Annotated in this window: 26 protein-coding genes; 12 read left to right on the plus strand and 14 right to left on the minus strand. The window is 37.4% G+C overall.

Annotated elements, in window-relative coordinates:
- Window positions 1–176 precede the first annotated feature (176 nt).
- Together rpoN and CDL10_RS08275 are read left to right on the plus strand one after the other, a co-directional pair.
- On the plus strand, window positions 177–1,631 hold the full coding sequence (gene rpoN / locus CDL10_RS08270) for an RNA polymerase factor sigma-54 (protein WP_100678098.1): 1,455 nt from the start codon (window positions 177–179) through the stop codon (window positions 1,629–1,631).
- Between the two features lie 4 nt (window positions 1,632–1,635).
- Window positions 1,636–2,250, plus strand: coding sequence for a hypothetical protein (locus tag CDL10_RS08275; protein WP_133119475.1), 615 nt, complete (start codon window positions 1,636–1,638; stop codon window positions 2,248–2,250).
- A gap of 16 nt (window positions 2,251–2,266) precedes the next feature.
- Here the strand turns inward: CDL10_RS08275 and CDL10_RS08280 are convergent, their stop codons facing one another.
- The 4 genes from CDL10_RS08280 to CDL10_RS08295 form a co-directional block, all read right to left on the minus strand.
- Window positions 2,267–2,476, minus strand: coding sequence for a hypothetical protein (locus CDL10_RS08280; RefSeq protein WP_133119476.1), 210 nt, complete (start codon window positions 2,474–2,476; stop codon window positions 2,267–2,269).
- A gap of 87 nt (window positions 2,477–2,563) precedes the next feature.
- Entirely contained in the window at window positions 2,564–2,947 is a 384-nt protein-coding gene (locus tag CDL10_RS08285) for a VOC family protein (protein ID WP_243389316.1), read from the minus strand.
- Between the two features lie 3 nt (window positions 2,948–2,950).
- A complete protein-coding gene (gene coaD / locus CDL10_RS08290) occupies window positions 2,951–3,403 on the minus strand; it encodes a pantetheine-phosphate adenylyltransferase (protein WP_100678101.1) in 453 nt (150 codons plus the stop codon).
- Window positions 3,404–3,405: 2 nt separating this feature from the next.
- The gene (locus CDL10_RS08295) at window positions 3,406–4,389 is read right to left on the minus strand and encodes a D-alanine--D-alanine ligase (RefSeq protein WP_100678102.1); all 984 of its coding nucleotides are present in this window, start codon (window positions 4,387–4,389) and stop codon (window positions 3,406–3,408) included.
- Between the two features lie 72 nt (window positions 4,390–4,461).
- On the opposite strand from CDL10_RS08295, the gene CDL10_RS08300 reads away from it, so the two are divergent.
- The 5 genes from CDL10_RS08300 to CDL10_RS08320 all read left to right on the plus strand — a co-directional run bounded on the left by CDL10_RS08300 (window position 4,462) and on the right by CDL10_RS08320 (window position 9,436).
- On the plus strand, window positions 4,462–5,883 hold the full coding sequence (locus CDL10_RS08300; RefSeq protein WP_100678103.1) for a protein adenylyltransferase SelO: 1,422 nt from the start codon (window positions 4,462–4,464) through the stop codon (window positions 5,881–5,883).
- A 70-nt stretch (window positions 5,884–5,953) separates the two neighbouring features.
- Window positions 5,954–6,574 carry a PASTA domain-containing protein gene (locus tag CDL10_RS08305; RefSeq protein WP_100678104.1) on the plus strand — a complete coding sequence of 207 codons (621 nt, stop codon included), beginning with the start codon at window positions 5,954–5,956 and terminating at the stop codon, window positions 6,572–6,574.
- Window positions 6,575–6,584: 10 nt separating this feature from the next.
- Window positions 6,585–7,619, plus strand: coding sequence for an RluA family pseudouridine synthase (locus CDL10_RS08310; RefSeq protein ID WP_243389317.1), 1,035 nt, complete (start codon window positions 6,585–6,587; stop codon window positions 7,617–7,619).
- Entirely contained in the window at window positions 7,609–8,148 is a 540-nt protein-coding gene (locus CDL10_RS08315; RefSeq protein ID WP_100678105.1) for an NADPH-dependent FMN reductase, read from the plus strand. The genes CDL10_RS08310 and CDL10_RS08315 overlap by 11 nt, the downstream gene beginning before the upstream one ends.
- A complete protein-coding gene (locus tag CDL10_RS08320) occupies window positions 8,141–9,436 on the plus strand; it encodes an anthranilate synthase component I family protein (RefSeq protein WP_100678106.1) in 1,296 nt (431 codons plus the stop codon). The genes CDL10_RS08315 and CDL10_RS08320 overlap by 8 nt, the downstream gene beginning before the upstream one ends.
- 1 nt (window position 9,437) lies before the next feature.
- On the opposite strand, the gene CDL10_RS08325 is transcribed toward CDL10_RS08320, so the two are convergent.
- Window positions 9,438–10,046 (minus strand): LURP-one-related/scramblase family protein, encoded by a 609-nt coding sequence (locus CDL10_RS08325; RefSeq protein ID WP_133119477.1) that lies wholly within the window; start codon window positions 10,044–10,046, stop codon window positions 9,438–9,440.
- A 291-nt stretch (window positions 10,047–10,337) separates the two neighbouring features.
- Between CDL10_RS08325 and CDL10_RS08330 the strand changes: the two genes are divergently transcribed.
- Genes CDL10_RS08330 through CDL10_RS08340 form a run of 3 tightly spaced genes read left to right on the plus strand, consistent with a single transcriptional unit; the run spans window position 10,338 to window position 13,445 of the window.
- Window positions 10,338–11,513 (plus strand): AIR synthase related protein, encoded by a 1,176-nt coding sequence (locus tag CDL10_RS08330; protein WP_100678108.1) that lies wholly within the window; start codon window positions 10,338–10,340, stop codon window positions 11,511–11,513.
- Window positions 11,503–11,931, plus strand: coding sequence for a Holliday junction resolvase RuvX (ruvX, locus tag CDL10_RS08335; protein WP_243389318.1), 429 nt, complete (start codon window positions 11,503–11,505; stop codon window positions 11,929–11,931). Before CDL10_RS08330 ends, ruvX begins: the two co-directional genes overlap by 11 nt.
- A 23-nt stretch (window positions 11,932–11,954) precedes the next feature.
- Window positions 11,955–13,445 (plus strand): malate:quinone oxidoreductase, encoded by a 1,491-nt coding sequence (locus CDL10_RS08340; protein WP_100678109.1) that lies wholly within the window; start codon window positions 11,955–11,957, stop codon window positions 13,443–13,445.
- Between the two features lie 151 nt (window positions 13,446–13,596).
- Here the strand turns inward: CDL10_RS08340 and CDL10_RS08345 are convergent, their stop codons facing one another.
- The 6 genes from CDL10_RS08345 to CDL10_RS08375 form a co-directional block, all read right to left on the minus strand.
- Entirely contained in the window at window positions 13,597–15,558 is a 1,962-nt protein-coding gene (locus tag CDL10_RS08345; protein WP_100678110.1) for a KUP/HAK/KT family potassium transporter, read from the minus strand.
- A 5-nt stretch (window positions 15,559–15,563) separates the two neighbouring features.
- Complete coding sequence (gene tatA, locus CDL10_RS08350; RefSeq protein WP_100678111.1) at window positions 15,564–15,743, minus strand: twin-arginine translocase TatA/TatE family subunit; 180 nt, start codon at window positions 15,741–15,743, stop codon at window positions 15,564–15,566.
- 419 nt (window positions 15,744–16,162) lie between these two features.
- Window positions 16,163–16,840: a response regulator gene (locus tag CDL10_RS08360; RefSeq protein WP_100678113.1), complete on the minus strand. Its 678-nt coding sequence runs from the start codon at window positions 16,838–16,840 to the stop codon at window positions 16,163–16,165.
- Window positions 16,833–17,924: a sensor histidine kinase gene (locus CDL10_RS08365; RefSeq protein ID WP_100678114.1), complete on the minus strand. Its 1,092-nt coding sequence runs from the start codon at window positions 17,922–17,924 to the stop codon at window positions 16,833–16,835. The genes CDL10_RS08360 and CDL10_RS08365 overlap by 8 nt, the downstream gene beginning before the upstream one ends.
- 183 nt (window positions 17,925–18,107) lie before the next feature.
- Window positions 18,108–19,118 carry a TQO small subunit DoxD gene (locus CDL10_RS08370; protein WP_100678115.1) on the minus strand — a complete coding sequence of 337 codons (1,011 nt, stop codon included), beginning with the start codon at window positions 19,116–19,118 and terminating at the stop codon, window positions 18,108–18,110.
- An 87-nt stretch (window positions 19,119–19,205) separates the two neighbouring features.
- On the minus strand, window positions 19,206–19,550 hold the full coding sequence (locus tag CDL10_RS08375) for a hypothetical protein (protein ID WP_133119478.1): 345 nt from the start codon (window positions 19,548–19,550) through the stop codon (window positions 19,206–19,208).
- A 145-nt stretch (window positions 19,551–19,695) separates the two neighbouring features.
- Between CDL10_RS08375 and trmD the strand changes: the two genes are divergently transcribed.
- Window positions 19,696–20,370, plus strand: a complete 675-nt coding sequence (trmD, locus tag CDL10_RS08380; protein ID WP_100678117.1) for a tRNA (guanosine(37)-N1)-methyltransferase TrmD — start codon at window positions 19,696–19,698, stop codon at window positions 20,368–20,370.
- A 50-nt stretch (window positions 20,371–20,420) separates the two neighbouring features.
- On the opposite strand, the gene CDL10_RS08385 is transcribed toward trmD, so the two are convergent.
- The 3 genes from CDL10_RS08385 to CDL10_RS08395 form a co-directional block, all read right to left on the minus strand.
- The gene (locus CDL10_RS08385) at window positions 20,421–20,939 is read right to left on the minus strand and encodes a hypothetical protein (RefSeq protein WP_100678118.1); all 519 of its coding nucleotides are present in this window, start codon (window positions 20,937–20,939) and stop codon (window positions 20,421–20,423) included.
- A gap of 83 nt (window positions 20,940–21,022) precedes the next feature.
- Window positions 21,023–21,712 carry a monofunctional biosynthetic peptidoglycan transglycosylase gene (gene mtgA / locus CDL10_RS08390; protein WP_100678119.1) on the minus strand — a complete coding sequence of 230 codons (690 nt, stop codon included), beginning with the start codon at window positions 21,710–21,712 and terminating at the stop codon, window positions 21,023–21,025.
- Window positions 21,713–21,715: 3 nt separating this feature from the next.
- Window positions 21,716–22,417 carry a DedA family protein gene (locus CDL10_RS08395; protein ID WP_100678693.1) on the minus strand — a complete coding sequence of 234 codons (702 nt, stop codon included), beginning with the start codon at window positions 22,415–22,417 and terminating at the stop codon, window positions 21,716–21,718.
- Window positions 22,418–22,608: 191 nt separating this feature from the next.
- Between CDL10_RS08395 and CDL10_RS08400 the strand changes: the two genes are divergently transcribed.
- Window positions 22,609–24,510: a S9 family peptidase gene (locus CDL10_RS08400; RefSeq protein ID WP_100678120.1), complete on the plus strand. Its 1,902-nt coding sequence runs from the start codon at window positions 22,609–22,611 to the stop codon at window positions 24,508–24,510.
- The last annotated feature ends 87 nt before the right edge of the window (window positions 24,511–24,597 follow it).

Here is a 24,597-nt window from a genome sequence, read left to right on the forward strand (position 1 = left end):
ACAGCAAAAATTTAGCGGAAAATACAAAAAAATTTAACCGCAATAATCTTACTCAAAATAGATAAATTAAAAAAAAGTGTTAATGCTTGTTTTAAATATTCCACAACATTTATTTTTTGCTAAATTTGGGAAGATAATTAGCTTAGGAAAATACACATATTTATAGGTAGCACTGTATGTTAAAACAAAATTTACAATTAAAATTAGCCCAAAAGCTGTCGCCACAGCAAATTCAATTGATGAAGCTCATTCAATTGCCTACTTTGGCTTTTGAACAAAGGCTCAAAGAAGAGATGGTGGAAAATCCGGCGTTGGAATCGGGTAAAGAAGAACAGGAAAATACAGACGATTTCGGCGAGCAGGAGTATGAAGATTACGACAGCGAACGCATTGATGCCGAAGATATCAACATTGACGAATACCTGAGCGATGACGAAACACCCGATTATAAATACAAAACCAATAATTACAGCGATGATGACGAAGACACTTTCACTCCAATAGTTGCACAGGCAAGTTTTCATCAGGATTTATTGAATCAGCTGAATACATTTGTGCTTGACGACCGAAAGTTTGAAATCGCCGAATTTCTAATTGGTAGTATTGATGACACGGGTTATCTTCGCCGGGATATTCAGGATATTGTCGATGATATGGCGTTCACACAAGGTGTTTATACCGATGAGAAAACAGTAGAAGAAATATTGACACAATATATTCAGGAGCTTGAGCCGGCAGGAGTCGGAGCGAGAAATCTGCAGGAATGTTTGCTGTTGCAACTCAAACGGAAAACACCAAGTCTGTCCATAGATTCAGCAACGGATATTGTTGAAAATCAATTTGAAGCGTTTACCAAAAAGCACTATGACAAACTGCTGAGCAAATACGAAATTTCACAGGAACAGTTACGGGAAGCAATTAATGAAATCGAAAAGCTCAACCCGAAACCCGGCAGTTCGTATTCGAGCAACAAAATCATTGAACACGTTATTCCCGATTTTACCATCAAAATTATAGATGGCGAGCTGGAATTATCCATCAACGGACGTAACGCTCCGGAATTGCACGTATCGAGGGAATACCAGAATATGTTTGAGGCTTATAAAGAATCGAGCAATAAATCGGAATCGCAGAAAGATGCCGTACAGTTTATTAAGCAAAAACTCGACGGTGCCAAATGGTTTATCGAAGCCATCAAGCAACGGCAGGAAACGCTGTATGTAACAATGACCGCGATTATGGATTATCAGCAAGAATATTTTTTAGATGGCGACGAAACTAAAATCCGTCCGATGATTCTAAAAGATATTGCAGACCGTGTTGGATTGGATATTTCGACCATATCCCGGGTGGCAAACAGCAAATATGTGGAAACGCCCTACGGAACAAAACTACTGAAAGACTTTTTCTCGGAAGCAATGATTAACGACCAGGGCGAGGAAATTTCGACTATCGAAATCAAACGGGCATTGCAGAATATCATTGACGACGAAGATAAACAAAAACCGCTCCCGGACGATAAACTGGCAGAATTACTGAAAGAAAAAGGTTATCCGATTGCCCGGCGAACAGTAGCGAAATATCGCGAACAACTGAACATACCGGTGGCAAGAATGCGTAAAAAAATATGATTCCTTGAGAAAGATAATCGACATATTCTCCTATTTGTTTCATCCTGTGTTGATGCCAACCATTACCACAGGATTTTATTTTTATATTACCCGGTATTATTATCCGGCTCAGGAATTGTTAATTGTTCTTTTTCAAGTATTTGTCACAACTTTTTTACTACCGGTATCTGTTTATTTATTCCTGAAATCTACCAGAGTTCTCAAATCAGGCATTATGGTAAAACGCAATACCGAGCGTTTGTTGCCCATAATGATGAATGTGCTGTTAATCGGTTTTCTGGTGTTTGTTATCCTAAAGTCTAACCCTAATTTGGAGCTAAAAAAGTACCTGATTGCTTACAGTTTTTCCTATATTATTGCTTTCGGATTTGTGATGCTAAAGAAAAAAGTGAGTATCCACATGCTCAGTTTTGTCGCTATGATTCCGTTTGTGATGAATACTTCCATTGCAGTAAAGCATTTTCCATTGCTCACGTTGAGTTTGGTTATCTTATTAACCGGTATTGTTGCAAGTTCCCGGCTATCTTTGCGGGCTCACACGCATACTGAAATTGTACAGGGAATGATTATCGGGCTTATACCTCAACTGGCGATTTTTTATTTGGGCAGTTTGTTTTAAGGCATAATAATAAAGTTTACTTTTGGGTATGTAAAAAAGGCATAAAAATCATCACAAAAATAGTGGTTATCGAAATGATTAATGGAAGAATATATTGCTTTTCCCAGGCAAATTTGCCTTTTGCCCAAAACACAATGGCTACAATCGGCAAAATAAAAGTTGCCAAGACTGCCAAAATTGATGTCAATTCATAAATCGCACCAGCCATAGGGTGTATTATAAACATCAACAACTTTGGTTATCATCCAGTAAGTTAAAAACACTAATGTAGCGATTAATAAATTTTTATTTCTTTTTTCCATCATTTAATTATTTACAATTCACTAGCGACACGCCACAATACACCTGAAGGATCAACGAACGTAAAATCACGCATACCCCATGCTCTATTTTCTGGTTGAGTCAGTTGCAAAGGGTGTGAAAATTGAGAAGAAACACGAGTTAGATGCTGCCACCAGTCATCCACATAACCTACCAAAAGGTGCATCATAAAATTCTCTGCTAACGTTTGTTCATAGAAATTTTGCAACAAAAAACTAAAGTTTTGACAACGCATTAATGACAACTGCTCATTACTCCATACTAACTCAAAACCAATCGCTTGATAAAATTCCAAAGCAATTGTGTAATCCTTGGCAGGAACAAACGTTTTGAGTGATTGTACCGTAAGATTCAAAGAAGAACTATTACTCATCATATCTTAAATTTTTACCACCGATGGAACCAACTTACTATAATCACCATTATTTTTGATAAAATCCCGGACGATGCTTGAACTGATAAAAGACGTACTTGCCGACGTGAGTAAAAACACCGTTTCAATTCCGGCTACAAAACGATTGGCATGAGCAATAGCTTTTTCAAACTCAAAGTCGGCTGGGTTTCGCAAACCCCTCAACAGAAAATTAGCTTGTTTTTCGTAAAAATAATCTATGGTCAATCCGGAATAAGTGTCCACCACCACTTTGGGTTCGTGAGCAAAAGTTTCTTCGATAAACCTTTTTCTGTGTTCCAAATCGAACATATATTTTTTCTCGGTATTGATTCCGATAGCGATAACAATTTCGTCAAACAACGGCAATGCCCGGTTGATGATATCGACATGCCCGTTGGTAATCGGGTCAAAAGACCCCGGAAATACAGCTCTTCTCATGATTAATCTGTTTTTTGGTTCAATCCCGCTTCTACCGTGTCGCCGAACAATTCAGTTAATGAGATTCCGGCAGCTCTCGCCTGCTGGGGCAATATACTTTCTGCGGTCAATCCCGGAATGGTGTTCATTTCAAGGAAAAACGGAATACCGTCCATCAGGATAAATTCGCTGCGTGAGTAACCTTTCATATCTAATATTTTGTATATGCGTTTGGCAGCATCTTCCACACGGGCTTTTTCCTCGTCAGAAATCCGGGCAGGTGTGATTTCCTGCGATTTTCCTTCGTATTTCGCTTCGTAATCAAAAAATTCGTTTTCCGAAACAATTTCCGTCATCGGCAAAACCATAATTTCGTCTTGATAAGTGATAACTCCCACAGAAACTTCGGTACCTTGCAAAAAACTTTCGATGATGATTTCATGGTCTTCCCGATAGGCTTTTTCTATAGCCGGAATCAGTTCTTCGCTGGTTTTGACTTTTGAAATACCAAAGCTCGACCCCGAGCGGTTGGGTTTTACAAAACACGGCAGCCCGACACGCTGAATAATTCTGTCCGTATCAATCACATCGCCTTTATTCAGGTAATAAGAAATCGCCATTTTGATTCCATAAGGCTTGACTACCGACAGCAAATCTCTTTTGTTGAAAGTAATTGCCGACTGATAATAGGAACAAGAAGTGTGTTTCTGTTTGATTAAATCAAAATAAGCCGTCATCAGACCGTCTTCGCCCGGCGTTCCGTGAATAGCATTGAACACCACGTCAAACTGAACTTTATGTCCGTTGATTTCAGCCGAAAAATCGTTTTTGTCAATCGGATACTCACTTCGGTCGTCCAAAACAACCACCCATTTATCCTTGAAAATATGTATGCGATAAGGTTCGTATAAATTTCGGTCGAGATACTGATAAACCACTTCCCCACTCTTTAGCGATATTTCATATTCACTGGAATATCCGCCCATGATGATACCAACTTTTTTCATTTCCTGCAATTAGAATTATATTTTTGTAAAGTTAAACAATCATTTGTTATCTTCGCTTAAAGAGAAAAAATAATGATTGACTTTCAAACATCATATACCAACTTGCCCGAAGAATTTTTCAGTTTAGTAACTCCAAGACCGGTAGCTAATCCGAAAATTCATTTATGGAACGATTCATTAGCCAAAGAACTCGGCATACAATTATCAGAAGATGAAAAGGTTGCATATTTTTCCGGAAACAAAATCTATCCCGAAACTTCGCCTTTGGCAATGGCTTATGCCGGGCATCAGTTTGGGCATTTTAACATGCTGGGAGATGGGCGGGCTTTGCTTTTGGGCGAATTGTCCACCAACGGAAAAACAGTAGATATACAGCTGAAAGGCTCTGGACGTACGCCTTTTTCACGGCGAGGCGACGGCAAAGGCACCTTATCGTCGATGTTGCGGGAATATTTAATCAGTGAGGCGATGTTTGCGTTGAAAATCCCGACTTCGAGGAGTTTGGCCGTAGTTGGAGGCAGTGAAAAAATAGTCCGACGATATGTGGAAGAATCTGCAGTTCTGACTCGCACAGCGTCAAGCTTTATTCGGGTGGGAACTTTTGAATTTGCATACAATTTTTTGGACGATAGCAAACTTCAGGCTTTGTTTGATTATACCATAAACCGGCATTATCCGCATCTTGTAGAAACAGAAAATCCGGCTATTTCTTTTTTGGAGACAGTAATGCAACGGCAAATTAAGCTAATGATAAACTGGATACGAGTGGGGTTTATTCACGGTGTGATGAACACCGACAACGTGGCAATTTCCGGCGAAACCATTGACTACGGACCTTGTGCTTTTATGAACGTTTATTATCCGCAAACTGTGTATAGTTCGATTGATGAAAAAGGACGATATTCTTTTGGCAACCAACCTTTTATCGACCAATGGAATATGAGTTGTCTCACAGATACTTTGTTACCTTTGATTCATGAAAATGAGAAAATTGCTATTGATATGGCAGAACGGATTCTGAACAGTTATCCGGGTCTGTTTGAAAAGCAATACTGGCAAATGATGGCAAATAAAATAGGGTTTACACAAACTTCTCCCGAAATCAAGCAACTGATTGAAGAGCTGTTAAAAATTATGCGAATCAACCGATTGGATTACACCAACACCTTTTTGCATATATCTGACGATTGTCGCAACCTCATCAATGAAAACCAAGAGCTGTTGTCGTGGCAGGAAAAATGGAAGAAAATACTGCAATCGGAAAATCTTAGTTTTGACGATGCCAAACAGCTTATGACACAGGTTAATCCGCTGGTTATTCCAAGAAATCATTTGGTGGAAAAAGCCCTGAATGATGTTCGGGAAAAGAACGATTTTACGACATTCCATGAATTGCACAAAATATTGGAAAAACCTTATGAAAGAAGAAAGCTGAGTTCTGAATATTTACTTCCGGTTGATGACAACGGTTATCAGACTTTTTGCGGAACTTAGTTGATACATCAGCCCAACTTTACTTTCAAGTTTTACACATTTTATTATTATCTTTGTCAAAAATGAAATTATGACATTTATCCAGTTTATAAAAAGTAAAAGCCTGTGGATTTCGGTAGCAATCGCTGTGGTTATTTTAATTGTAATCGCTTTTATTTCCCTGAAATTCCTGAGTGTTTATACGCGTCACGGAGAAGAAATAACTGTTCCTAACTTAGCCAAAACCGACCCGGACAGAGCCAAATTACAATTGGAAAATATAGGATTGGAAATGGTTGTTGTTGATACGATGGATTTCAACAAAGATTTCCCACCATTGAGTATCGTGGAACAAGACCCGAAAGCAGACGCCAAAGTAAAAGATGGCAGAACGATTTACGTTAAAATCAATGCACAAAATTATGCCTCAGTAACCTTGCCGAATTTGGTGGACAATACATTCCGCTATGCTGTTTCGCGTATTGAGGGGCTGGGATTGGTCAAAGGAAATGTACGCTATGAACCCCACCTGGCAGAAGACGTGGTTATCCAGATTGAACAAAACGGACGTATTCTGAAAGAAGGCGACAAAGTGCTGAAGCATTCTTCGATTGACTTCCTTTTGGGCGACGGTTCACTAAGCTATAAACGCAGAGATTCTATCAATCAAATGTTTGAAGATATTGCACCGGCAATTGATTCCATATACTAAAATTCCCGATTTGAATACAGAAGACAATCATAACGAACAACTTCACGAACATTATAAATTTGTTGCCGGAAGTGGACAAAAACCACTTCGCGTGGACAAATTTTTAATGAACCTCGTTGAGAATGCTACCCGAAGTAAAATCCAAAAAGCAGCGGAAAACGGAAATATTTTTGTTAATGAAATAGCGGTAAAATCTAATCACAAAGTGAAAGCAAACGACGTGGTGCGTGTGCTGATGGAACAGCCACCGTTTGAAAATATCATTATTCCGGAAAATATTCCGCTGAATATCGTTTATGAAGATGATGATTTGCTTGTGGTAAACAAAACAGCAGGATTGGTCGTGCACCCCGGTCACGGGAATTATACGGGAACACTCGTGAATGCCCTTGCCTATCACTTTGAAAATCTGCCATTAAACAGTTCCGAACGTCCTGGTTTGGTACATCGGATTGACAAAGACACCACAGGGTTGCTTGTGGTTGCCAAAACCGAACAGGCAATGACCGATTTGCAGCAGCAATTTGCCGAAAAAACCACCGAACGAGAATACATTGCATTGGTTTGGGGAAATGTAGATGAAAACGAAGGAACTATCGAAAGCTATATCGGGCGGCATGTGAAAGACCGTATGCAAATGTCTTCATTTGAAGATGACAGTACCGGTGCCAAGCACGCCGTTACGCATTACAAAGTAATAGAAAGATTCGGTTATGTTACGATGATTTCATGCCGATTAGAAACCGGTCGCACCCATCAGATTCGCGTACATCTGAAATCTATCGGACACACGTTATTTAATGATGAAAGATATGGTGGCGAGAAAATCCTAAAAGGAACTACCTTTCCTAAGTACAAACAGTTTGTGGACAATTGTTTTAAAATATTACCCAGACAGGCTTTGCACGCCAAAACATTAGGTTTCGTACACCCTACCACAAAAAAACCGATGCGTTTTGATTCCGACATTCCGGAAGATATGCAAACGGTCATAGAACGATGGCGAAATTATTCTAACTTCAATAACCTGGATTATGAAAACTAAAACTTTAGCACTGTTAGGAAGTAATTCTATTCATTCAATCAATAAACAGCTATTGAACAGCATTTTGCGGTTTGACGAAGCCAAAAACATAGACAATATAGCTATCCAAAATATTGATTTGCCGATTTATAGCATAGATATTGAAAAAAACGAAGGATTTCCTGAAACTTTGAAGGAACTTCATCAAACAATAAGTAATTATAATAGCTATCTCATCGTTTCAAACGAGCATAATCGCACGGTTTCCGCTTTTTTTAAAAACATTCTGGATTGGATTTCACGTATTGATTTTGATACTTTTAAAGATAAAAACATTTTGATTATCACTGCCTCGACAGGCAGAATGGGTGGTAAAGCTGCCAATGATTACCTGCACACTTATTTTTCCAGAATGCAGGCAAGGCGGATTACTACGGTAACATTTCCGTCTTTTAATGATAATTTTGATACCGCTAACGGACAGATTTTGCAACCCGATTTAGAGAAACAAATCAAAGAAGCATTATTAAGTTTTCGTGCTGATGAATAGATTTATTCATCACATAACGGTAGAAAATCCGCAACTTTTCATGCAACAAGCGTTGCAATGGGCAGATGCAGAGCGGGAAGTCGTTTTTTTGAACAACAACAATCAGCAAGATAATTTTCACAGTTTTGATTCGGCACTGGCATTTGATGCGTTCACTTTGATGCAAACCGATTCGTTCTCGGCGTTTGATGATTTGGAAGAATATTATCAGCAAACCAAAGACTGGCTTTTTGGCTATTTGTCTTATGATTTGAAAAACGGTATTGAAAAACTGTCGTCAAACAATTATGACGGACTCGGGTTTCCGGATATTTGTTTTTTTCAACCGAAAAAAATCTTACTGCAAAAACAAAATCAAATTACTTTCCTGTACATGAATCTTTGCAGAAACGAGGTTTTGGAAGATATAGAAATTATTAAAAATCAAACTGTTTCAACTGATTCTCGTACAGAAAATGCTGTTCAAATACAACAAAGAACGCCCTACGAAAAATATGTAAAACAAGTGGAATCTTTGCAGAGTCACATTCGACTGGGGAATATTTACGAAGTGAATTACTGTATGGAATTTTACGCAAAACAAGCAAACATTAATCCGTTGGAAACCTATCATCAGCTAAATGATATTTCGACTCCGCCTTTTTCTGTTTATATGAAAATCAGCGATAATTATGCTTTGTCTGCATCGCCTGAACGATTTTTAAAGAAAAAAGGCAATCAGCTCATTTCTCAACCAATTAAAGGAACAGCAAAACGTTCGACAAAACGTGAAGAAGATATTCTGCTGAAAAAAAATCTGCAAACCGACCCCAAAGAAAGAGCAGAAAATATCATGATTGTTGATTTGGTACGCAATGATTTATCACGAACTGCCGAAAAAAATACGGTGAAAGTTGAAGAACTCTGCGAGGTATATACCTATGAGCAGGTTCATCAAATGATTTCGACCATTACTTCCGAACTCAAATCCAACACGACACGCAAAGATATACTAACAACCACTTTTCCGATGGGCAGTATGACAGGGGCGCCCAAGTTGTCTGCCATGCAACTGATTGAGGAACACGAAGATTTTAAACGTGGATTGTATAGCGGTTCTGTCGGTTATCTCACACCCGATGGAGATTTTGACTTTAACGTGATAATCCGGACGATTTTGTATAACCGCAAAGAGCAATACCTGTCTTTTTCGGTAGGTAGTGCCATTACTGATTTGGCCGATGCCGACAAAGAATATCAAGAATGCCTGCTGAAAGCTAATGCGATGAAAAAGGTTGTTGGGAAATAAATTACCCTCTATCCCTTTGCTGAATAACCATTAAAGCCAAACTCAAAACCACCTGCTCTTCGTTAAAAGGCTGATTGGACAATTTTCGAATGTCGAATTTTCGTCCCCAGAAAGAAGGCTTTTTGCTCATTTCCATTAATTCATTTCCTTGCAAATCTGTTACTACATATTTCGGATTAAAAACATAACCCGATAACATTCCTATCAGCGGTAATTCATCAAAAAAAGCGTCTAAAACCCGGACGGCGGCATTGCGTTCTCTAATAGTATAAATATGGTTACCATCTGCGTCCTGCAAATGATAAGTAGCCTTAATAAACGAACGCAAAGTTTTCTTACGCACCTTCCCGACAACCTGTTTTTGAGCATTTGTCATGGTAAAAGTCTGCTGAAAATCAATGATTTTATTGGAAACAAAATCATACATAACTTCTTTCTTTGATTCGTCACGAAACACCTTAATGTGGTCGCGAAGCTTAAAAATTTTTTCTCTCACATAAAAAATAGTTTTACCCGAAGCATCTTTTGCCGTAAAATCATTGGAAATGGTGGTTATCTTAAAAAGAAAATTCAGCGGATACCGGAATTCAATAACAGACATACTTTTCATATTTTTTCTCGTAAAATATAGCTTTAATCAGAACGCAATTTACGGAAAACTATTGAATTCTTTCACTAAAAACTTACCGGTAAAAATATGATTTATATTGATTAATATGTGATTCATGACAGGAACAAATAAATGTTCTACATACATTTTATATTTTATGGTGTATAACTTTACATCTGTAGCTAATATGTAATGCACAATCGGTCATTCCATTTTTTTTCAAAAGCAATAAAATTTCCTTTTGCGTAGCATTGATTTAAACTGTAACTTTGTGGTCATAATCAATGTTATATGAAACCAGAAAATAACAGGTATGCACTTCGTGGTGTATCTGCCCAGAAAGAAGATGTTCACAGTGCGATAAAAAACATAGACAAAGGCCTTTTTCCAAAAGCATTCTGCAAGATTATTCCCGATTATCTTTCTCAGGACAACGACTATTGTTTGATTATGCATGCAGATGGTGCCGGTACAAAGTCATCGTTGGCATATATGTATTGGAAAGAAACCGGTGATTTGTCTGTCTGGAAAGGTATTGCACAAGACGCATTGATTATGAATATTGATGATTTGCTCTGCGTTGGAGCCACCGACAACATCTTGCTTTCTTCCACCATCGGGCGAAACAAAAATCTGATTCCGGGAGAAGTGATTTCAGCCATTATCAGTGGTACGGAAGAACTTATTCAGGATTTAAAAAAACACGGTGTAACCATTCATTCTACCGGAGGCGAAACCGCCGATGTAGGCGATTTGGTACGCACCATTATCGTTGATTCCACAGTAACAGCCCGCATGAAACGCAGTGATGTGATTGACAACGCCAACATTCAACCAGGCGATGTGATTGTTGGTTTGGCATCTTTCGGGCAATCGACTTACGAAAATGAATATAACGGTGGAATGGGCAGTAACGGACTGACCTCTGCCCGACATGATGTTTTTGCTCACGATTTAGCAAATAAATATCCGGAAAGTTATGATTCGTCTGTACCGGAAGAATTGATTTATTCCGGAAAAAAACGACTGACCGACAAGGTAGAAAACACACCTTTAGATGCCGGAAAACTCGTGCTTTCACCAACAAGAACCTATGCTCCGATTGTCAAAAAAATATTAGAAAAATATAATGCTTCACAAATACATGGTATGATTCATTGCAGCGGAGGTGCACAAACCAAAATTCTGCATTTTATCGACCAACATCACGTAATTAAAGACCATCTATTCGCCGTACCGCCATTGTTCAAACTCATTCAGGAACAATCCGGAACAGACTGGCGGGAAATGTATCAGGTTTTCAATTGCGGACACCGATTGGAATTTTACGTTTCGCCGGAAATTGCGGAAGATATTATCCGAATTTCACAGTCGTTTAATGTAGATGCACAAATTATCGGACGTGTAGAAAATAGTGAAGAAAAACGTCTAACCATTCAATCAGAATACGGAACTTTTGACTATTAAATCAGCCCGGATATTAGCCATTGATTACGGTGCGAAACGCACAGGATTAGCCGTTACAGACCCTTTGCAGATTATCGCATCAGGTCTGACGACCGTTTCTACTGTCGAATTATTCGATTTTCTGGACAGCTATTTTCAGGAAGAAGGCGTGAGCAAAGTCATCATCGGAATGCCCAAAAGGTTGAATAATGAACTTTCGGAAATCGCCCCGCAGATAGAAAAATTCATCAGTGATTTCCAACAAAAATACCCGGACATTCCTATCGAAACACTCGATGAAAGGTTTACGTCCAAAATCGCTTTTCAGTCCATGATTGACAGCGGAATGAAGAAAAAACAAAGAAAAAATAAAGGATTGGTAGATGAAATTGCCGCAACCGTTTTGCTGCAGGATTATTTAACCGGAAAAATGTTTTAAATTAGCACAAAAATTTCACAATAATGTCTATAAATCAACCCGCAGAAACTGATGTTGTTTTAATAGGAGCCGGAATAATGAGTGCAACCCTGGGGTTGATGCTCAAAGAATTAAACCCGGATTGGTCAGTTAAAATTGTAGAAAGATTAAGCGAGGCCGCCGTCGAAAGTTCCGATGCCTGGAACAATGCCGGAACTGGTCACTCGGCGTTTTGTGAGCTCAACTATACACCCGAAACCAAAACCGGTGCTATTGATGTGACCAAAGCGGTAAATATCTGTGAGCAATTCGAGATTTCCCGTCAGTTTTGGGCTTATCTGGTAGAGAAAAATATTATCCAAAATCCGAAAGATTTTATTCATTCCGTTCCGCACATGAGTTTTGTCTGGGGTGATGAGAACGTAACTTACCTTAACAAGCGATACGCTTCATTGAAAAATCTCCCGTTGTTTTCTGATATGGAATTTGCTGAAGATGCCTGCCAAATCAAAAAATGGGCACCACTCATTATGCAGGGACGAAGTTCCGATGATAAGGTAGCGGCAACATTTATGAAATATGGCACTGATGTCAACTTTGGCACATTAACCCGGAAAATGATTGCATATCAGGCTGGGCAAAGTGGTACAGAAGTTACTTTTAACACCGAAGTATATGACGTAAAACAACAATCTGATGGCAGATGGGAAGTAATGATCAAGGACTTAAAAACAGGCGAGAAAAAAACTATCCTGACCAAGTTTGTCTTTGTCGGTGCAGGCGGAGCGTCCATATTATTGTTAGAAAAATCAGGGATTCCCGAAGGCAAGCATTACGGAGGATTTCCGGTAAGCGGTCAATGGCTGATATGCCAAAACGAAAAACTCATCGAACAGCACCAAACTAAAGTATATGGCAAAGCTTCTGTGGGAGCACCGCCGATGTCGGTACCACATTTGGATACTAGATATATCGACGGTAAAAAATCATTGCTTTTTGGTCCTTATGCTGGTTTTTCGACCAAGTTTCTGAAAAACGGCTCATATTGTGATTTGTTCAAGTCGATTAATTTCTCGAATTTATCCACTATGTTGGGGGCAGGAGTTAAAAATATCGATTTGACAGCATACTTAATCGGGGAAGTTCTGCAATCACAAAACAAACGTGTCGAAGCATTAAAAAATTATTTCCCTGATGCTCAGGCAAAAGACTGGCGTCTAGAAACTGCCGGGCAGCGTGTACAAACTATGAAAAGAGATGCCAAAGGAAAAGCTGTTTTGGCTTTTGGCACCGAAGTTGTCAGTTCGGCAGATGGTTCATTTTCTGCTTTGTTGGGGGCATCGCCTGGAGCGTCAACTACCGTAAGTATTATGCTGAATTTACTTGAACGCTGCTTTAATCAACAATTCAATAACGACTGGCAGGAAAAGCTAAAAAATATGATTCCGTCGTTCGGAATTAAACTCAACGATAACGAAGAATTGTTACAAGAAGTTCGGAAAAAGACTTCAGAAACGCTGGAATTAGAATATTAATTTTAAAAGCATTACTAACTAAATTCATACACACTATTGAGTACAACGTTGTAATTGAATATTGTTCATGAATTTAAGTAATGGTCAAAGTTATTAATCAAATATATTGGTCTATTTATGATAATCCATAACTTTGCTTATTATTTTCTGATTACTTATTTTTTCCGTTGATTCTTACAAGATTTATAGACTTAATTGGTTGATAGACTAATGGGATCTGCTCCATGACAACTACACTTTTGTCTAATCCGAAAGCATCTGTATCTTTTTGCCCAAAACGTTTTAGCAAAAAATAAGTTTTAAGCACCAATCCATCTCTTAACGAAAATTCATTTTCTACAGAGAGAAATTTTTCGGTTATAATAAATTTATAATCTATACCCGGATTGTACTTTGTGGTTCCGTGATTCTTTAAATGTAAATTCAGCTCCTGATTGGAAATCAAATCCTGAATGATTCGGGTAAAATATAATTCTGTTCTTGGACGTATGCGGAAACCTATATTTACGGTAATCTTTATGATTTTGTCATCAACCAATTCATTTACGTCATAATTTAGTGTATAAGGACTGTTCGTGCGATTAATATGAAAAAACCAATATACTTCAGCTCTTTTAGGTTTTTTAGCAAAAATCGACTGAATAATTTTTTCTTCAATCTGGTCTCTTCTCTCGGATTTTGTCAGATAAATCAGATGTGTTACAAATTTAGACACAGAGTTGTCATTGCTGAGCTCTGTAATTTTTTCTGAATATTTAACCAAATCAACATATTTTGTATAACGGTCATTGATTTTTCTCCCGAAATAACTGATATACATCACAAAAAAGAAAACCCCTCCCAAAAATATAGTAATATATCCGCCGTGAGTGAATTTCATAACATTAGAAATGAAAAAGGATATTTCTATAACCGAGAACGAAACAAACAGGAGCAAGATGAAAAATTTATTCCATTTCAGCTTATAGGTCAGAAAATAAGACAGCAGGAAAGTAGTGGTCATCATCGTTATAGTGATTGCCAAACCATAAGCGGCTTCCATACGTGTAGAGGTCTGAAAGTAGAGAACAACAAAAATACACCCTACCCATAAAAGCAAATTTACACTCGGAATATATACCTGACCTTTGATTTCGGTAGGTTGTTTTATATTGACACGCTGCCAAAAATTCAGGTTGATTGCTTCACTAATTAAAGTAAACGAACCGCTTATCAAAGATTGAGAAGCTACGATTGCAGCCAAAGTAGCAATGATAATGCCGGGCAACAAAAACCAGTAAGGCATCATCTCAAAAAATGGGTTTTTTCCATCAAGAACTGTTATATTTTCATTTAAAACCCAAGCACCTTGTCCTAAATAATTGATAACCAAACAGGATTTTACGTATATCCAACTAATGCGAATATTTTCTTTTCCGCAATGTCCCAAATCGGAATACAAAGCTTCAGCTCCTGTGGTACATAGAAAAACAGCTCCCAAAATCCAGAATCCCTGTGGGTAATGTACCAGTAAATTATAAGCATAATAAGGATTCAGGGCTTTAATCACAGAAGGAAAATGAATAACTTGAGTCAAGCCGAAAATCAACAAAATTGTGAGCCAGATGAACATTATAGGTCCGAATGCTTTTCCTATTTTTTGAGACCCGAAACGCTGTGAGAAGAATATAACTGAAATTATAAAAATTACAATCGGGGCAACCGAAATATTTTCTAATCCTTTAATCATTTTCAGCCCCTCAATGGCAGAAGTTACTGTAACTGCAGGAGTAATTATTCCGTCTGCCAGTAATGCGGCTGCACCTACCATAGTTGGAATAATTATTTTTTTTCCGTAACGTCTTACCAACGAATACAAAGAGAAGATTCCTCCTTCTCCTTCGTTATCCGCTTTCAGTGTCAGCCAAACATATTTCAGGGAAGTTTGTAAGGTTAATGTCCAGAAAATACAGGACAGACCACCCAAAACCAGCATTTCGTTAATTTCTTTAGTTCCTATAATTGCTTTGAATGTATAAAGCGGACTTGTACTAATGTCTCCGTAAACAATTCCAAGAGCAATCAGCAAAGATGCAAAACCTACTTTTGAGATGTTTTTTTTGTCCTGTTTCATAGAAATCAATCCTTTCGGGCTAAATCGTTTTTATACATAGTGGATTCTCTTTCTTTTGAGGCATTTTTAAATTCTCTTATGCCATTTCCCAAACCTTTCATCAATTCCGGAATTTTTTTTCCTCCAAAAAGCAATACAACTATAACGAGAATTATTAATATCTCTGATGCACCTATTTTTCCCATAAATATAAAATTTGGTTACTAGGTGCAAAGTTGGGTCAAAATCTGTAAACAGGTTATAAAAATAGAACAGAGATATATAAAGATTTTATAAAGAAAATCAGTTGTGTGTATTTTTAATTTTCTTACAGGCTTTTCTCATTTTGAGAGCATACTTCAGCAGCTTCATAAGCAAATAAAGAAATCCGGCAGAAATTATAATGATACCTGTTTGGTTAATTCCAATGGCTTTAATATCCAGAAAATAATGGATTCCCAAATCAGAATACATTATTCCGAAGGCAATTATAAGAACAGGAATTTTTATGTCTAAATTTTTATTTCCCATACACCTGCATAGAATTACTATTATGCAAAAGTGGAAAGGAATTTATAAGTAAGTTATAAATAACAGACGGGTTCCCGTAAAAAAAATATAAAGATTACTGAAAACGATATCCTATTCCACTTTCGGTAAGAATATGTTTCGGTTGATTGGGATTCAATTCTATTTTTTTTCGTAATTGCGAAATGAAAACCCGTAAATACTGTGTTTCTGTCTGATAGCCTATTCCCCAGATTTCTTTTAGAATATACTGGTGTGTCAGCACTCTTCCTTCATTTTTAGCCAATAAAACCAACAAATTGTATTCGGTTACGGTTAATTTCAGTTTTTCATCATTTAGCTTAACGATACGGTTTATCAGGTCAATTTCTATATTATCAACAGCTATGATGGGTAAGTCTTCGGTTATGTTATTTCTTCTTACAGCAGCTCTTATACGAGCCAGCAATTCCCCTGTTCTGAAGGGTTTGGTCAGGTAATCGGTAGCTCCGTTATCCAAAGCAGAAATAATATTTTCTTCAGAGTCCTGAACAGAAAGTATGATGATTGCCTTGGTAAACCATTGTCTTAATTCTTTCAGAAGCTGATGTCCGTTTATGTCGGGTAGCCCTAAATCCAAAAGGATAACATCTGGCGAATAATTGGCAGCCAACAGAAGTCCTTCTTTTCCTGTCAGTGCCTGATGTATTTTAAATCCATTTTCCAAAAGATTGATTTCCAGAAGCTTTTGAATTTGAGGCTCATCGTCAATGATTAGTATTTCTGTTTTATTCATTTTTCAGATTTTTAATGAATGATGTTTCAGAGGGAATATAAATCGTAAATTCCGACATTTCATCTTGCTTACTGTTTAGTGAAACAGTTCCGTTGTGAGCTTCCACAAAGCCTTTTACAATCGAAAGTCCCAATCCCAAACTGCCTGACTTGCTGTGAGGCAGACGATAAAATTTATCAAAAACTTTGGGAATCTCTTCTTTAGGAAATCCTTTTCCGTTATCTCTGATAATTATTTTGAGTTTTTCATTTTCATAAGCAGCCTCTATATTTATGATTGTATCCGGAGTGTTATGAATAACAGCATTGTGTAATAATCCGTGCACAACTTCAATCATCAGACCTTCATCAATTTTAAACAAAGGCAGTTCTTCATCAGGAGTAAAAATAATATTCCTTTCTACGGTTTCGTTTATTTTTCCGATAGCCATAAAAATCAGCTCGTTAACATCTGTCCAGTCTTTTTTCAGCTTAAAATTCCCCGATTTTAAACGGCTCATATTCAGTAAGTTTTCTACCTGTCTATTTAACCGCATGCTTGCTTTTTCTATTTCGGAAAGCAATTCGTCTTTTTGCTGAGTCAAAAAAACATCGTTATACGATTTTAAAGTATCCACACTGCCAATAATGGTTGAAATAGGCGTTCTTAATTCATGCGAAAGAGAATTCAGAATAGTTTCGTATAATTTTAATATTTTTTCTTTTTCTTCCTTTTCATTTATTTTATTTTCCTGTTTCCTGATTTTGTTCGTTAGAAAAGCATTTACGGAAGAAATAAACAAGAAAATAAAAAACAACAATATATCTTCAGAATCATTAATTTTATAATGAAGAATAGGTGGAATAAAGAAAAAATTGAGAATTAAAGAACTCAAAACTGCTGACAGCATCACAGGTATAATATCATACAAAATAGCTAAAATAGAAACAGCCAATAGTAAAACTAAGGCTACAATTCTATAATCCACAAAAGATTTAAAAATATAACAAAATAGTGATAACCCAAAAATAAGAGTAACACTAACTACATATTGTTTAATCTTCGTATCTTTTGCAGTAATCAATTTGTTTTGAAATAAAATCATTTTACAAAAATAGCTGTTTAGATATAAATATTTTATAAAATAATTTATTTGAATTATAAATTTATTAATAGTAACCGAAATACTTCTTTCTTCCATAATAACGATTTCTTTTGTGTATTGCTATTTCAGGACGGGACATAGTCCAAAATAAAAACAGCTGTCACAATTGTGACAGCTGTTTCACTATTTAATCTTGGCCGTCCATTCTGCACCGCTTATATCTATTAATCTGACGGTATAATTCTCACTCAGAGATATTTCTTCCAAATCAATGGTTATATCAGCTTTGGCACCAAGCGGCAAAACCAAACTATGTTTCCCGGGTTTGATTTTGGCTACATAATGATTATTGATTTTATCCTCAGGAAATTTCGCCAATTCATTTTGGTCAATCGTTTTTATAACCTGATTATTGTTATCTAAAATTTCTATTCCAATCAGAAATGAGCCATAAACATCAGCTCCTTCTACCCTAAATAATTCAAATGAAAGCTGAGAATTATTATAATGGATATTAGAAATTTCAACTTTAGGCTTAACCGATTTATTGTGAAGTGTGCCAAAAACTCCACCGTGAAAATATTGGTTAGTAAACAAAGTCAATCCAAAAATTAATATGGACATAATTAGAACTTTCGGTGCCAGATTTTTGATTGCAAGTGCTCCTGACCCTAAAAACCTAAACCATTTTGTTTTCGTAAACCGGCTTTGTTTTCGCATAAAATAATTATCCAGCGAATAAGAATCACTACCGGTCAGGAACAAGGTAAAGCCACTTGCCACGCCCAACACCCCGATTTGCCATTCGTCTAGGCAAGTCGTTCCTATCCAGCCCGAACCTAAAAGAATTCCAATTGCCAGAAAGAAAACACCAATACTCATCAGGCGTGTGAACAAACCAAGAATGATAAACAAACCTACAATCGCTTCGACTATCGTAAATACAATCATAGCTGTTTGCAGAGCTTCTGGATTGGAAACCAAATATTCTATAATTGGTTTAATCCCTAAAGCATTGGGTAAGAAATGGTTGAATTTTTCGCCTATATATCCTGCTTCTTCAGGGATAAGTTTGTTTTCTAAGATTAATCGTCGCCAAAATGCCGAGAAATACGTCCAGCCGATAACCCAACGCAATGATAATGTAAACAGACCAGCCTTATTGGCTGTGTCGTCAATAAATGTGTTTTTCATAAATTGATATTTTATTAAAGATAAAAATGATATAAATGAATCATACACAGACAAATCTCTAAAAAATATGAGTTGTCTGCACCTCAATTAAGCTACATCAAGTTTCAATCGTTTATATAAAATATATTTGGGTGGGTCGTTTCCTGAGAAAGTTGTAGAATAATTGATAAAAGCTACTTCACAAAAACCGTCATAACACGGATTTTCAACATGATAATCAGGTTCTTTATGTCGATTGAATTTTGCTTTTTCCGCAACTGAAATCTGCTGATTGTCCTGAGAAGAAAACTGACAGCTGTTCAACTGCCCGGAAACTTTAAATTTATTGAGCGGTTGAGAATAATCAATATTTACAGCACCAAAAACCACAGCTTTCACAGGACAGGGACTCAGTGAAAACACGACAAAAAACATCAATATGATGTTTTTCAATTTTTTGATATGATTTGCTGACTTCAACATTTTTCCAAATATAGGATTAATTTGTTTACCTGTATAAAGTCATTCGTTAATCTATATTTAAAACTTCTTAGGCGTTGGCAAAAGAAATTGTAATTTTGCAAAAATAATTTGAATCATGCGTATCGATATCATTACCGTTTTACCCGAATTAATCCAAAGTCCGTTTGAAGCCTCAATCCTGAAAAGAGCAGTTTCTAAGGGCTTGGTTGAAGTTTATTTTCACAATTTGCGGGATTACAGCACCAACAAACACAAAAATGTGGACGATTATCAATACGGCGGTGGTGCAGGAATGGTAATGAGCATTGAACCGATTGACAAGTGTATATCGGTTCTAAAATCGGAACGAAACTATGACGAAGTGATTTATATGACCCCAGACGGCGAAACACTCAATCAGCAAATCGCTAATAGTTTGTCTATGCTAGAAAATATTATTATCCTTTGCGGACATTACAAGGGTGTTGACCAAAGAGTTCGCGATAGTTTGATTACCAAAGAAATTTCAATTGGTGATTATGTTTTGTCCGGCGGCGAACTGGGAGCAGCTGTACTTTCTGACGCTATTATCCGCTTGATTCCGGGCGTGCTGAACGATGAAACCTCTGCCCTGACCGACAGTTTTCAGGATAATTTGCTGGCACCACCTATTTACACTCGTCCGGCAGAATATAACGGAATGAAAGTCCCGGACATTCTGCTAAGCGGAAACTTTCCGGAAATTGAAAAATGGCGGGAAGAAAAAGCCTATGAACATACCAAAAACCGACGTCCGGATTTGCTGGAATAAAAAATCCCCGAATAAATTCGGGGATTCGCATTTGTTAAAATAAGATTTAACTACTCAGCTTTAAGTTTGTTCAAAGCCTTGTTGTACTCTTTTTTAGCATCTTCAGAAGCTTCTTTGGCTTTTTCCTTAGCATTTTCGCCTGCTTTTTTCACGCTTTCTTTAGCGTCTTTAGCAGTTTCGTCGATTTTTTCGCCTGCTTTGTTAGCCGCTTCTTTGGTGTCTTCCACAGCATTGTTGATACCCTGCTCAACATCATTAGCTACTTCGCTGGTTTTGTCTTTCAGGTTTTCCCATGCTGTTTTGGATTCTTCCACTACTTTTTGAGCAGCTTCTTCCGCTTTTTTGTCGCCTTTAGCTTTGGCTTCTTCCAAATCTTTTTCAGCTTGTTTCAATTTTGCTTCAGCTTCATTAAGTTCTGCTTGTAACTCAATGTTTGCTTCTTCGGAAACTGTTAATTGTTCTTCAGTTTCAATCTGATCTTCGATAGGAGCTTCGGAATTTGTTTCGTTTTTGCATGAGGTAAATGCTAATAATCCGATAGCTGCTAAACTTAAAAATGTTGTTTTCATAACTAAACTAAATTTTGTTTGGTGTAAAATTACTGATAAATATGCAAAAACGCCGGCTATTTAATAAAAGTTTATCATTTACCTTATTCGTTTAAATAGTCCGGTTTGTTGTACAAACGCATTTGCCGTAAGATAAAACGCTTTCTTTTTTCTGTATATTGTGTTCCGCCTTTAGCTTTGAATTTTAACGGATTAGGCAAAATAGCAGCTATACTTGCTGCTTCATAATCAGTAAGTCGGGCAGCATTTTTATTAAACCAATACTGTGATGCCGCTTCAATTCCATACACGCCGTCGCCCATTTCGATAGAATTCAGATATACTTCCATGATGCGTTCCTTGCTCCAAAAAATCTCAATCAATATGGTAAAATAGCTTTCCAGCCCTTTTCTGAAATAACTTTTGCCTTGCCAAAGAAAAACATTTTTAGCGGTTTGCTGCGAAATCGTGCTTCCACCTCTTTTTCTTCCCTTAGTTTGATTCTGCTCATAAGCCTTTTTTATCGCTTTCCAGTCAAAACCATTATGGGTACTAAAATGTCCGTCTTCGCTGGCTATGACTGCCTTCTGGATATTTACCGGCATATCTTTTATAGAAATCCAATCGTGACGGCAGGTAACCGGTTTACCGTCATGCCATTGCTGAAAGCTTCTGACAGCCATCAACGGCGTATAAGGCACAGGCACAAACCGATAGGCAATTACCCATAGAACGGAAAACAGAAAAAAGTATAAAAAAATCCTTTTAAGCCACTTGACTAATTTCCTGAACATATCTTATTCCTGAATTGCTCTTTTTCTCTTTTTTTCTTGTCTGTTTTTAATCAGTTTCACTACGAAAGGAACCGTCGTAATGGCAATAATTATCAGTATGATATATTCGATATAATGCGTCAAATCAAATCCGTAACTATCTAAGAGAATTTTGTAAAGATAATGTCCGGCAAGGATTAATGAAAAAGACCACATGATGGAACTCAGTACATTAAATAGCATAAACCGTCGGATATCCATGCGGGCAACACCGGCAATGATAGGCACAAAAGTTCGTATTACAGGCAAGAATCGGGCAAAAATAATCGCTCTTCCGCCGTGTCTTTCAAAGAAAATTCTTGATTCTTCCAGATATTTTTTCTTAAACAACCAGTTGTCTTCTTTGTTAAAAAGATAATTACCGCTTTTTGAGCCAAACCAATATCCAAAACTGTTTCCGATGATTCCGGCAAGTGAAACCAGTCCTGCCAAAGCACACACATTTAGAAAATCGTTGGGAATGTAAACAAATTCTGCCATCAGAGCAGTGCTGTATATTCCGGATAAAAACAATAAACTGTCGCCCGGGAGGAAAAATCCGGCCAACAAACCTGTTTCTGCAAATACAATAAATAAAACAACGTAGATTCCTATCTGATGTCCGGCAATTTCCAGATTGATATAAAACTCAGGATTAATCAAATCTGCCCATCTAAAATCTTCCATAAATATGTAATTTTCTGTATAACAATTAATGTATTTTTTTCCGTGCGTGAAATTACTCATTTATTCCGCAATCAGCGTAGTGAAAAATCAGTTTAATTGCACATTTAAGTTTTTTTTATCATTTTTTTGGATTAATTTGGAGGCCAGAATAAGAATTTTCAAATCAAAGAATACAAAACAAAATAATTTCAATGAAAAAAATCACGATTTTATGTCTGTCGGTAGTCGGTCTTTCCGTTCAGGCACAAACACAGGTTATGACCCCGGAAACACTATGGAAATTGGGAAGAGTCAGCCCGATAAAAGTATCTGACAACAACAAAATGCTTTACTATTCAGTAACCACGCCCAACGTAGCAGAAGATGATTTCCGGACGGATTATTACCAAATCGGACTCGACGGAAAAGGACTGAAAGAAATAGACAAAGACAATCCGGCTCTTAAACAAGAAAAATCTACTGCCGACGGAAAATATACACTTAGCCACGAAGCGGTAAAAGTAAAAAAAGTTTTAGGTGCAGATTATTATGAAAATCTGGATAAATCTGACGTATATGTATATGACGGTTTGGACTACCGCCATTGGGATACGTGGAACGACGGCACATACAGCCACGTTATTTTAACGGATAACCAATCACAAAAAAAGGTTGATTTGCTGGAAGGCGAACCTTATTATTCTCCACAAAAACCATTTGGCGGCAGCAGTGATTATATTTTTTCCCCGGACGGAAAAAAAGTGATTTATGTAGCCAAAAAAGTAGAAGGCACAGCTTATGCACTGAGTACCAACACCGATTTGTATGAATATGACATCAAAACCGGAAAAACAATAAACCTGACCGAAAACAACAAAGGTTATGACACTTATCCGTCGTTTTCGCCAAATGGTCATTTAACCTGGTTACAGATGAAACGCGATGGTTATGAAGCAGATAAAAACGATATTATCGTTCGATACAATGGCTCTGACATGAATCTTACCGCCCAATGGAATGGAACAGTAAACAGCTATGTGTGGAGTGAAGACGGCAAAAAAGTATATTTTACCGCTCCGGTGAACGGAACTACGCAGCTGTTTGAAGTTAATTTTCCGGCAATGACGCAGGTAGCCATAACGGTAAAACAACTCACAGAAGGCGACTTTGATGTGACGGGAATTGTAAAAATATTTGAAGACAAAGCGGTTTTAACCCGTACAGATTATAATACCGCCACCGAAGTTTATCAATATCATTTCGGAAAAAAAGACTGGAAAAAAATTACTTCAGTTAATGATGAAATGTATGCCAAAATTACGAAAAGTAAGGTAGAAAAACGCTTTGTAGAAACTACAGACGGTAAACAAATGCTGACATGGATTATTTATCCGCCAAACTTTGACCCGAACAAAAAATACCCTACACTTCTATATTGTCAGGGAGGGCCGCAATCGCCGGTTTCTCAGTTCTACTCTTTCCGATGGAATTTTCAGGTAATGGCTGCACAAGGTTATATTATCGTTGCACCAAACCGTAGAGGGTTACCCGGATTTGGCGTAGAATGGAACGAAGCCATCTCCAAAGATTGGGCGGGGCAACCGATGAGAGATTATCTTTCTGCTATTGACGATATTTCCAAAGAAAAATATGTGGACAGCAACCGCCTCGGGGCAGTTGGTGCAAGTTACGGCGGGTATTCGGTTTATTATCTGGCAGGAATACATGAAAAACGTTTCAAGACTTTTATCGCACATTGCGGTGTGTTCAATCTGGAATCAATGTACGGAACTACCGAAGAAGTTTTTTTTCCGAATTGGGACACAGGCGGAGCTTATTGGGACACGGATAACGAAGATGCTCAACGGGCTTACAATGAATTTAACCCGATTAATAATGTAAGCAAATGGGATACACCGATGTTGGTTATCCACGGTGGAAAAGATTACCGCGTACCAATCGGACAAGGGCAAGAAGCTTTTCAGGCTGCTCAATTACAAGGCATTAAAAGCAGATTTGTATATATCCCGGAAGAAAATCATTGGGTGTTGTCGCCACAAAATGCGTTGGTTTGGCAAGGCGAATTCTTCCGCTGGCTGAAAGAAACACTATAAAATAATTACAATTTGTTTTTACATTACTTTATGATTATATCACAAACACTCGTTAAAAAACGAGTGTTTTTTTATTTATTTCCTTAC

Origin of the sequence: Avrilella dinanensis (genome assembly GCF_002807015.1) — a bacterium.
GTDB lineage: Bacteria > Bacteroidota > Bacteroidia > Flavobacteriales > Flavobacteriaceae > Flavobacterium > Flavobacterium dinanensis.

What these genes read in the sequence shown, in the direction of transcription:
- trmD (WP_100678117.1), top strand. Translation starts at nt 19,696, where the DNA reads ATGCGTATCGATATCATTACCGTTTTACCCGAATTAATCCAAAGTCCG.
- CDL10_RS08285 (WP_243389316.1), bottom strand. Translation starts at nt 2,947, where the DNA reads ATGATGAGTAATAGTTCTTCTTTGAATCTTACGGTACAATCACTCAAA.
- CDL10_RS08345 (WP_100678110.1), bottom strand. Translation starts at nt 15,558, where the DNA reads ATGAAACAGGACAAAAAAAACATCTCAAAAGTAGGTTTTGCATCTTTG.
- CDL10_RS08295 (WP_100678102.1), bottom strand. Translation starts at nt 4,389, where the DNA reads ATGAAAAAAGTTGGTATCATCATGGGCGGATATTCCAGTGAATATGAA.
- CDL10_RS08280 (WP_133119476.1), bottom strand. Translation starts at nt 2,476, where the DNA reads ATGTTTATAATACACCCTATGGCTGGTGCGATTTATGAATTGACATCA.
- CDL10_RS08305 (WP_100678104.1), top strand. Translation starts at nt 5,954, where the DNA reads ATGACATTTATCCAGTTTATAAAAAGTAAAAGCCTGTGGATTTCGGTA.
- CDL10_RS08370 (WP_100678115.1), bottom strand. Translation starts at nt 19,118, where the DNA reads ATGAAAAACACATTTATTGACGACACAGCCAATAAGGCTGGTCTGTTT.
- CDL10_RS08340 (WP_100678109.1), top strand. Translation starts at nt 11,955, where the DNA reads ATGTCTATAAATCAACCCGCAGAAACTGATGTTGTTTTAATAGGAGCC.
- CDL10_RS08320 (WP_100678106.1), top strand. Translation starts at nt 8,141, where the DNA reads ATGAATAGATTTATTCATCACATAACGGTAGAAAATCCGCAACTTTTC.
- CDL10_RS08400 (WP_100678120.1), top strand. Translation starts at nt 22,609, where the DNA reads ATGAAAAAAATCACGATTTTATGTCTGTCGGTAGTCGGTCTTTCCGTT.
- CDL10_RS08395 (WP_100678693.1), bottom strand. Translation starts at nt 22,417, where the DNA reads ATGGAAGATTTTAGATGGGCAGATTTGATTAATCCTGAGTTTTATATC.
- CDL10_RS08325 (WP_133119477.1), bottom strand. Translation starts at nt 10,046, where the DNA reads ATGAAAAGTATGTCTGTTATTGAATTCCGGTATCCGCTGAATTTTCTT.
- CDL10_RS08315 (WP_100678105.1), top strand. Translation starts at nt 7,609, where the DNA reads ATGAAAACTAAAACTTTAGCACTGTTAGGAAGTAATTCTATTCATTCA.
- CDL10_RS08330 (WP_100678108.1), top strand. Translation starts at nt 10,338, where the DNA reads ATGAAACCAGAAAATAACAGGTATGCACTTCGTGGTGTATCTGCCCAG.
- rpoN (WP_100678098.1), top strand. Translation starts at nt 177, where the DNA reads ATGTTAAAACAAAATTTACAATTAAAATTAGCCCAAAAGCTGTCGCCA.
- tatA (WP_100678111.1), bottom strand. Translation starts at nt 15,743, where the DNA reads ATGGGAAAAATAGGTGCATCAGAGATATTAATAATTCTCGTTATAGTT.
- CDL10_RS08385 (WP_100678118.1), bottom strand. Translation starts at nt 20,939, where the DNA reads ATGAAAACAACATTTTTAAGTTTAGCAGCTATCGGATTATTAGCATTT.
- mtgA (WP_100678119.1), bottom strand. Translation starts at nt 21,712, where the DNA reads ATGTTCAGGAAATTAGTCAAGTGGCTTAAAAGGATTTTTTTATACTTT.
- CDL10_RS08360 (WP_100678113.1), bottom strand. Translation starts at nt 16,840, where the DNA reads ATGAATAAAACAGAAATACTAATCATTGACGATGAGCCTCAAATTCAA.
- CDL10_RS08365 (WP_100678114.1), bottom strand. Translation starts at nt 17,924, where the DNA reads ATGATTTTATTTCAAAACAAATTGATTACTGCAAAAGATACGAAGATT.
- CDL10_RS08300 (WP_100678103.1), top strand. Translation starts at nt 4,462, where the DNA reads ATGATTGACTTTCAAACATCATATACCAACTTGCCCGAAGAATTTTTC.
- coaD (WP_100678101.1), bottom strand. Translation starts at nt 3,403, where the DNA reads ATGAGAAGAGCTGTATTTCCGGGGTCTTTTGACCCGATTACCAACGGG.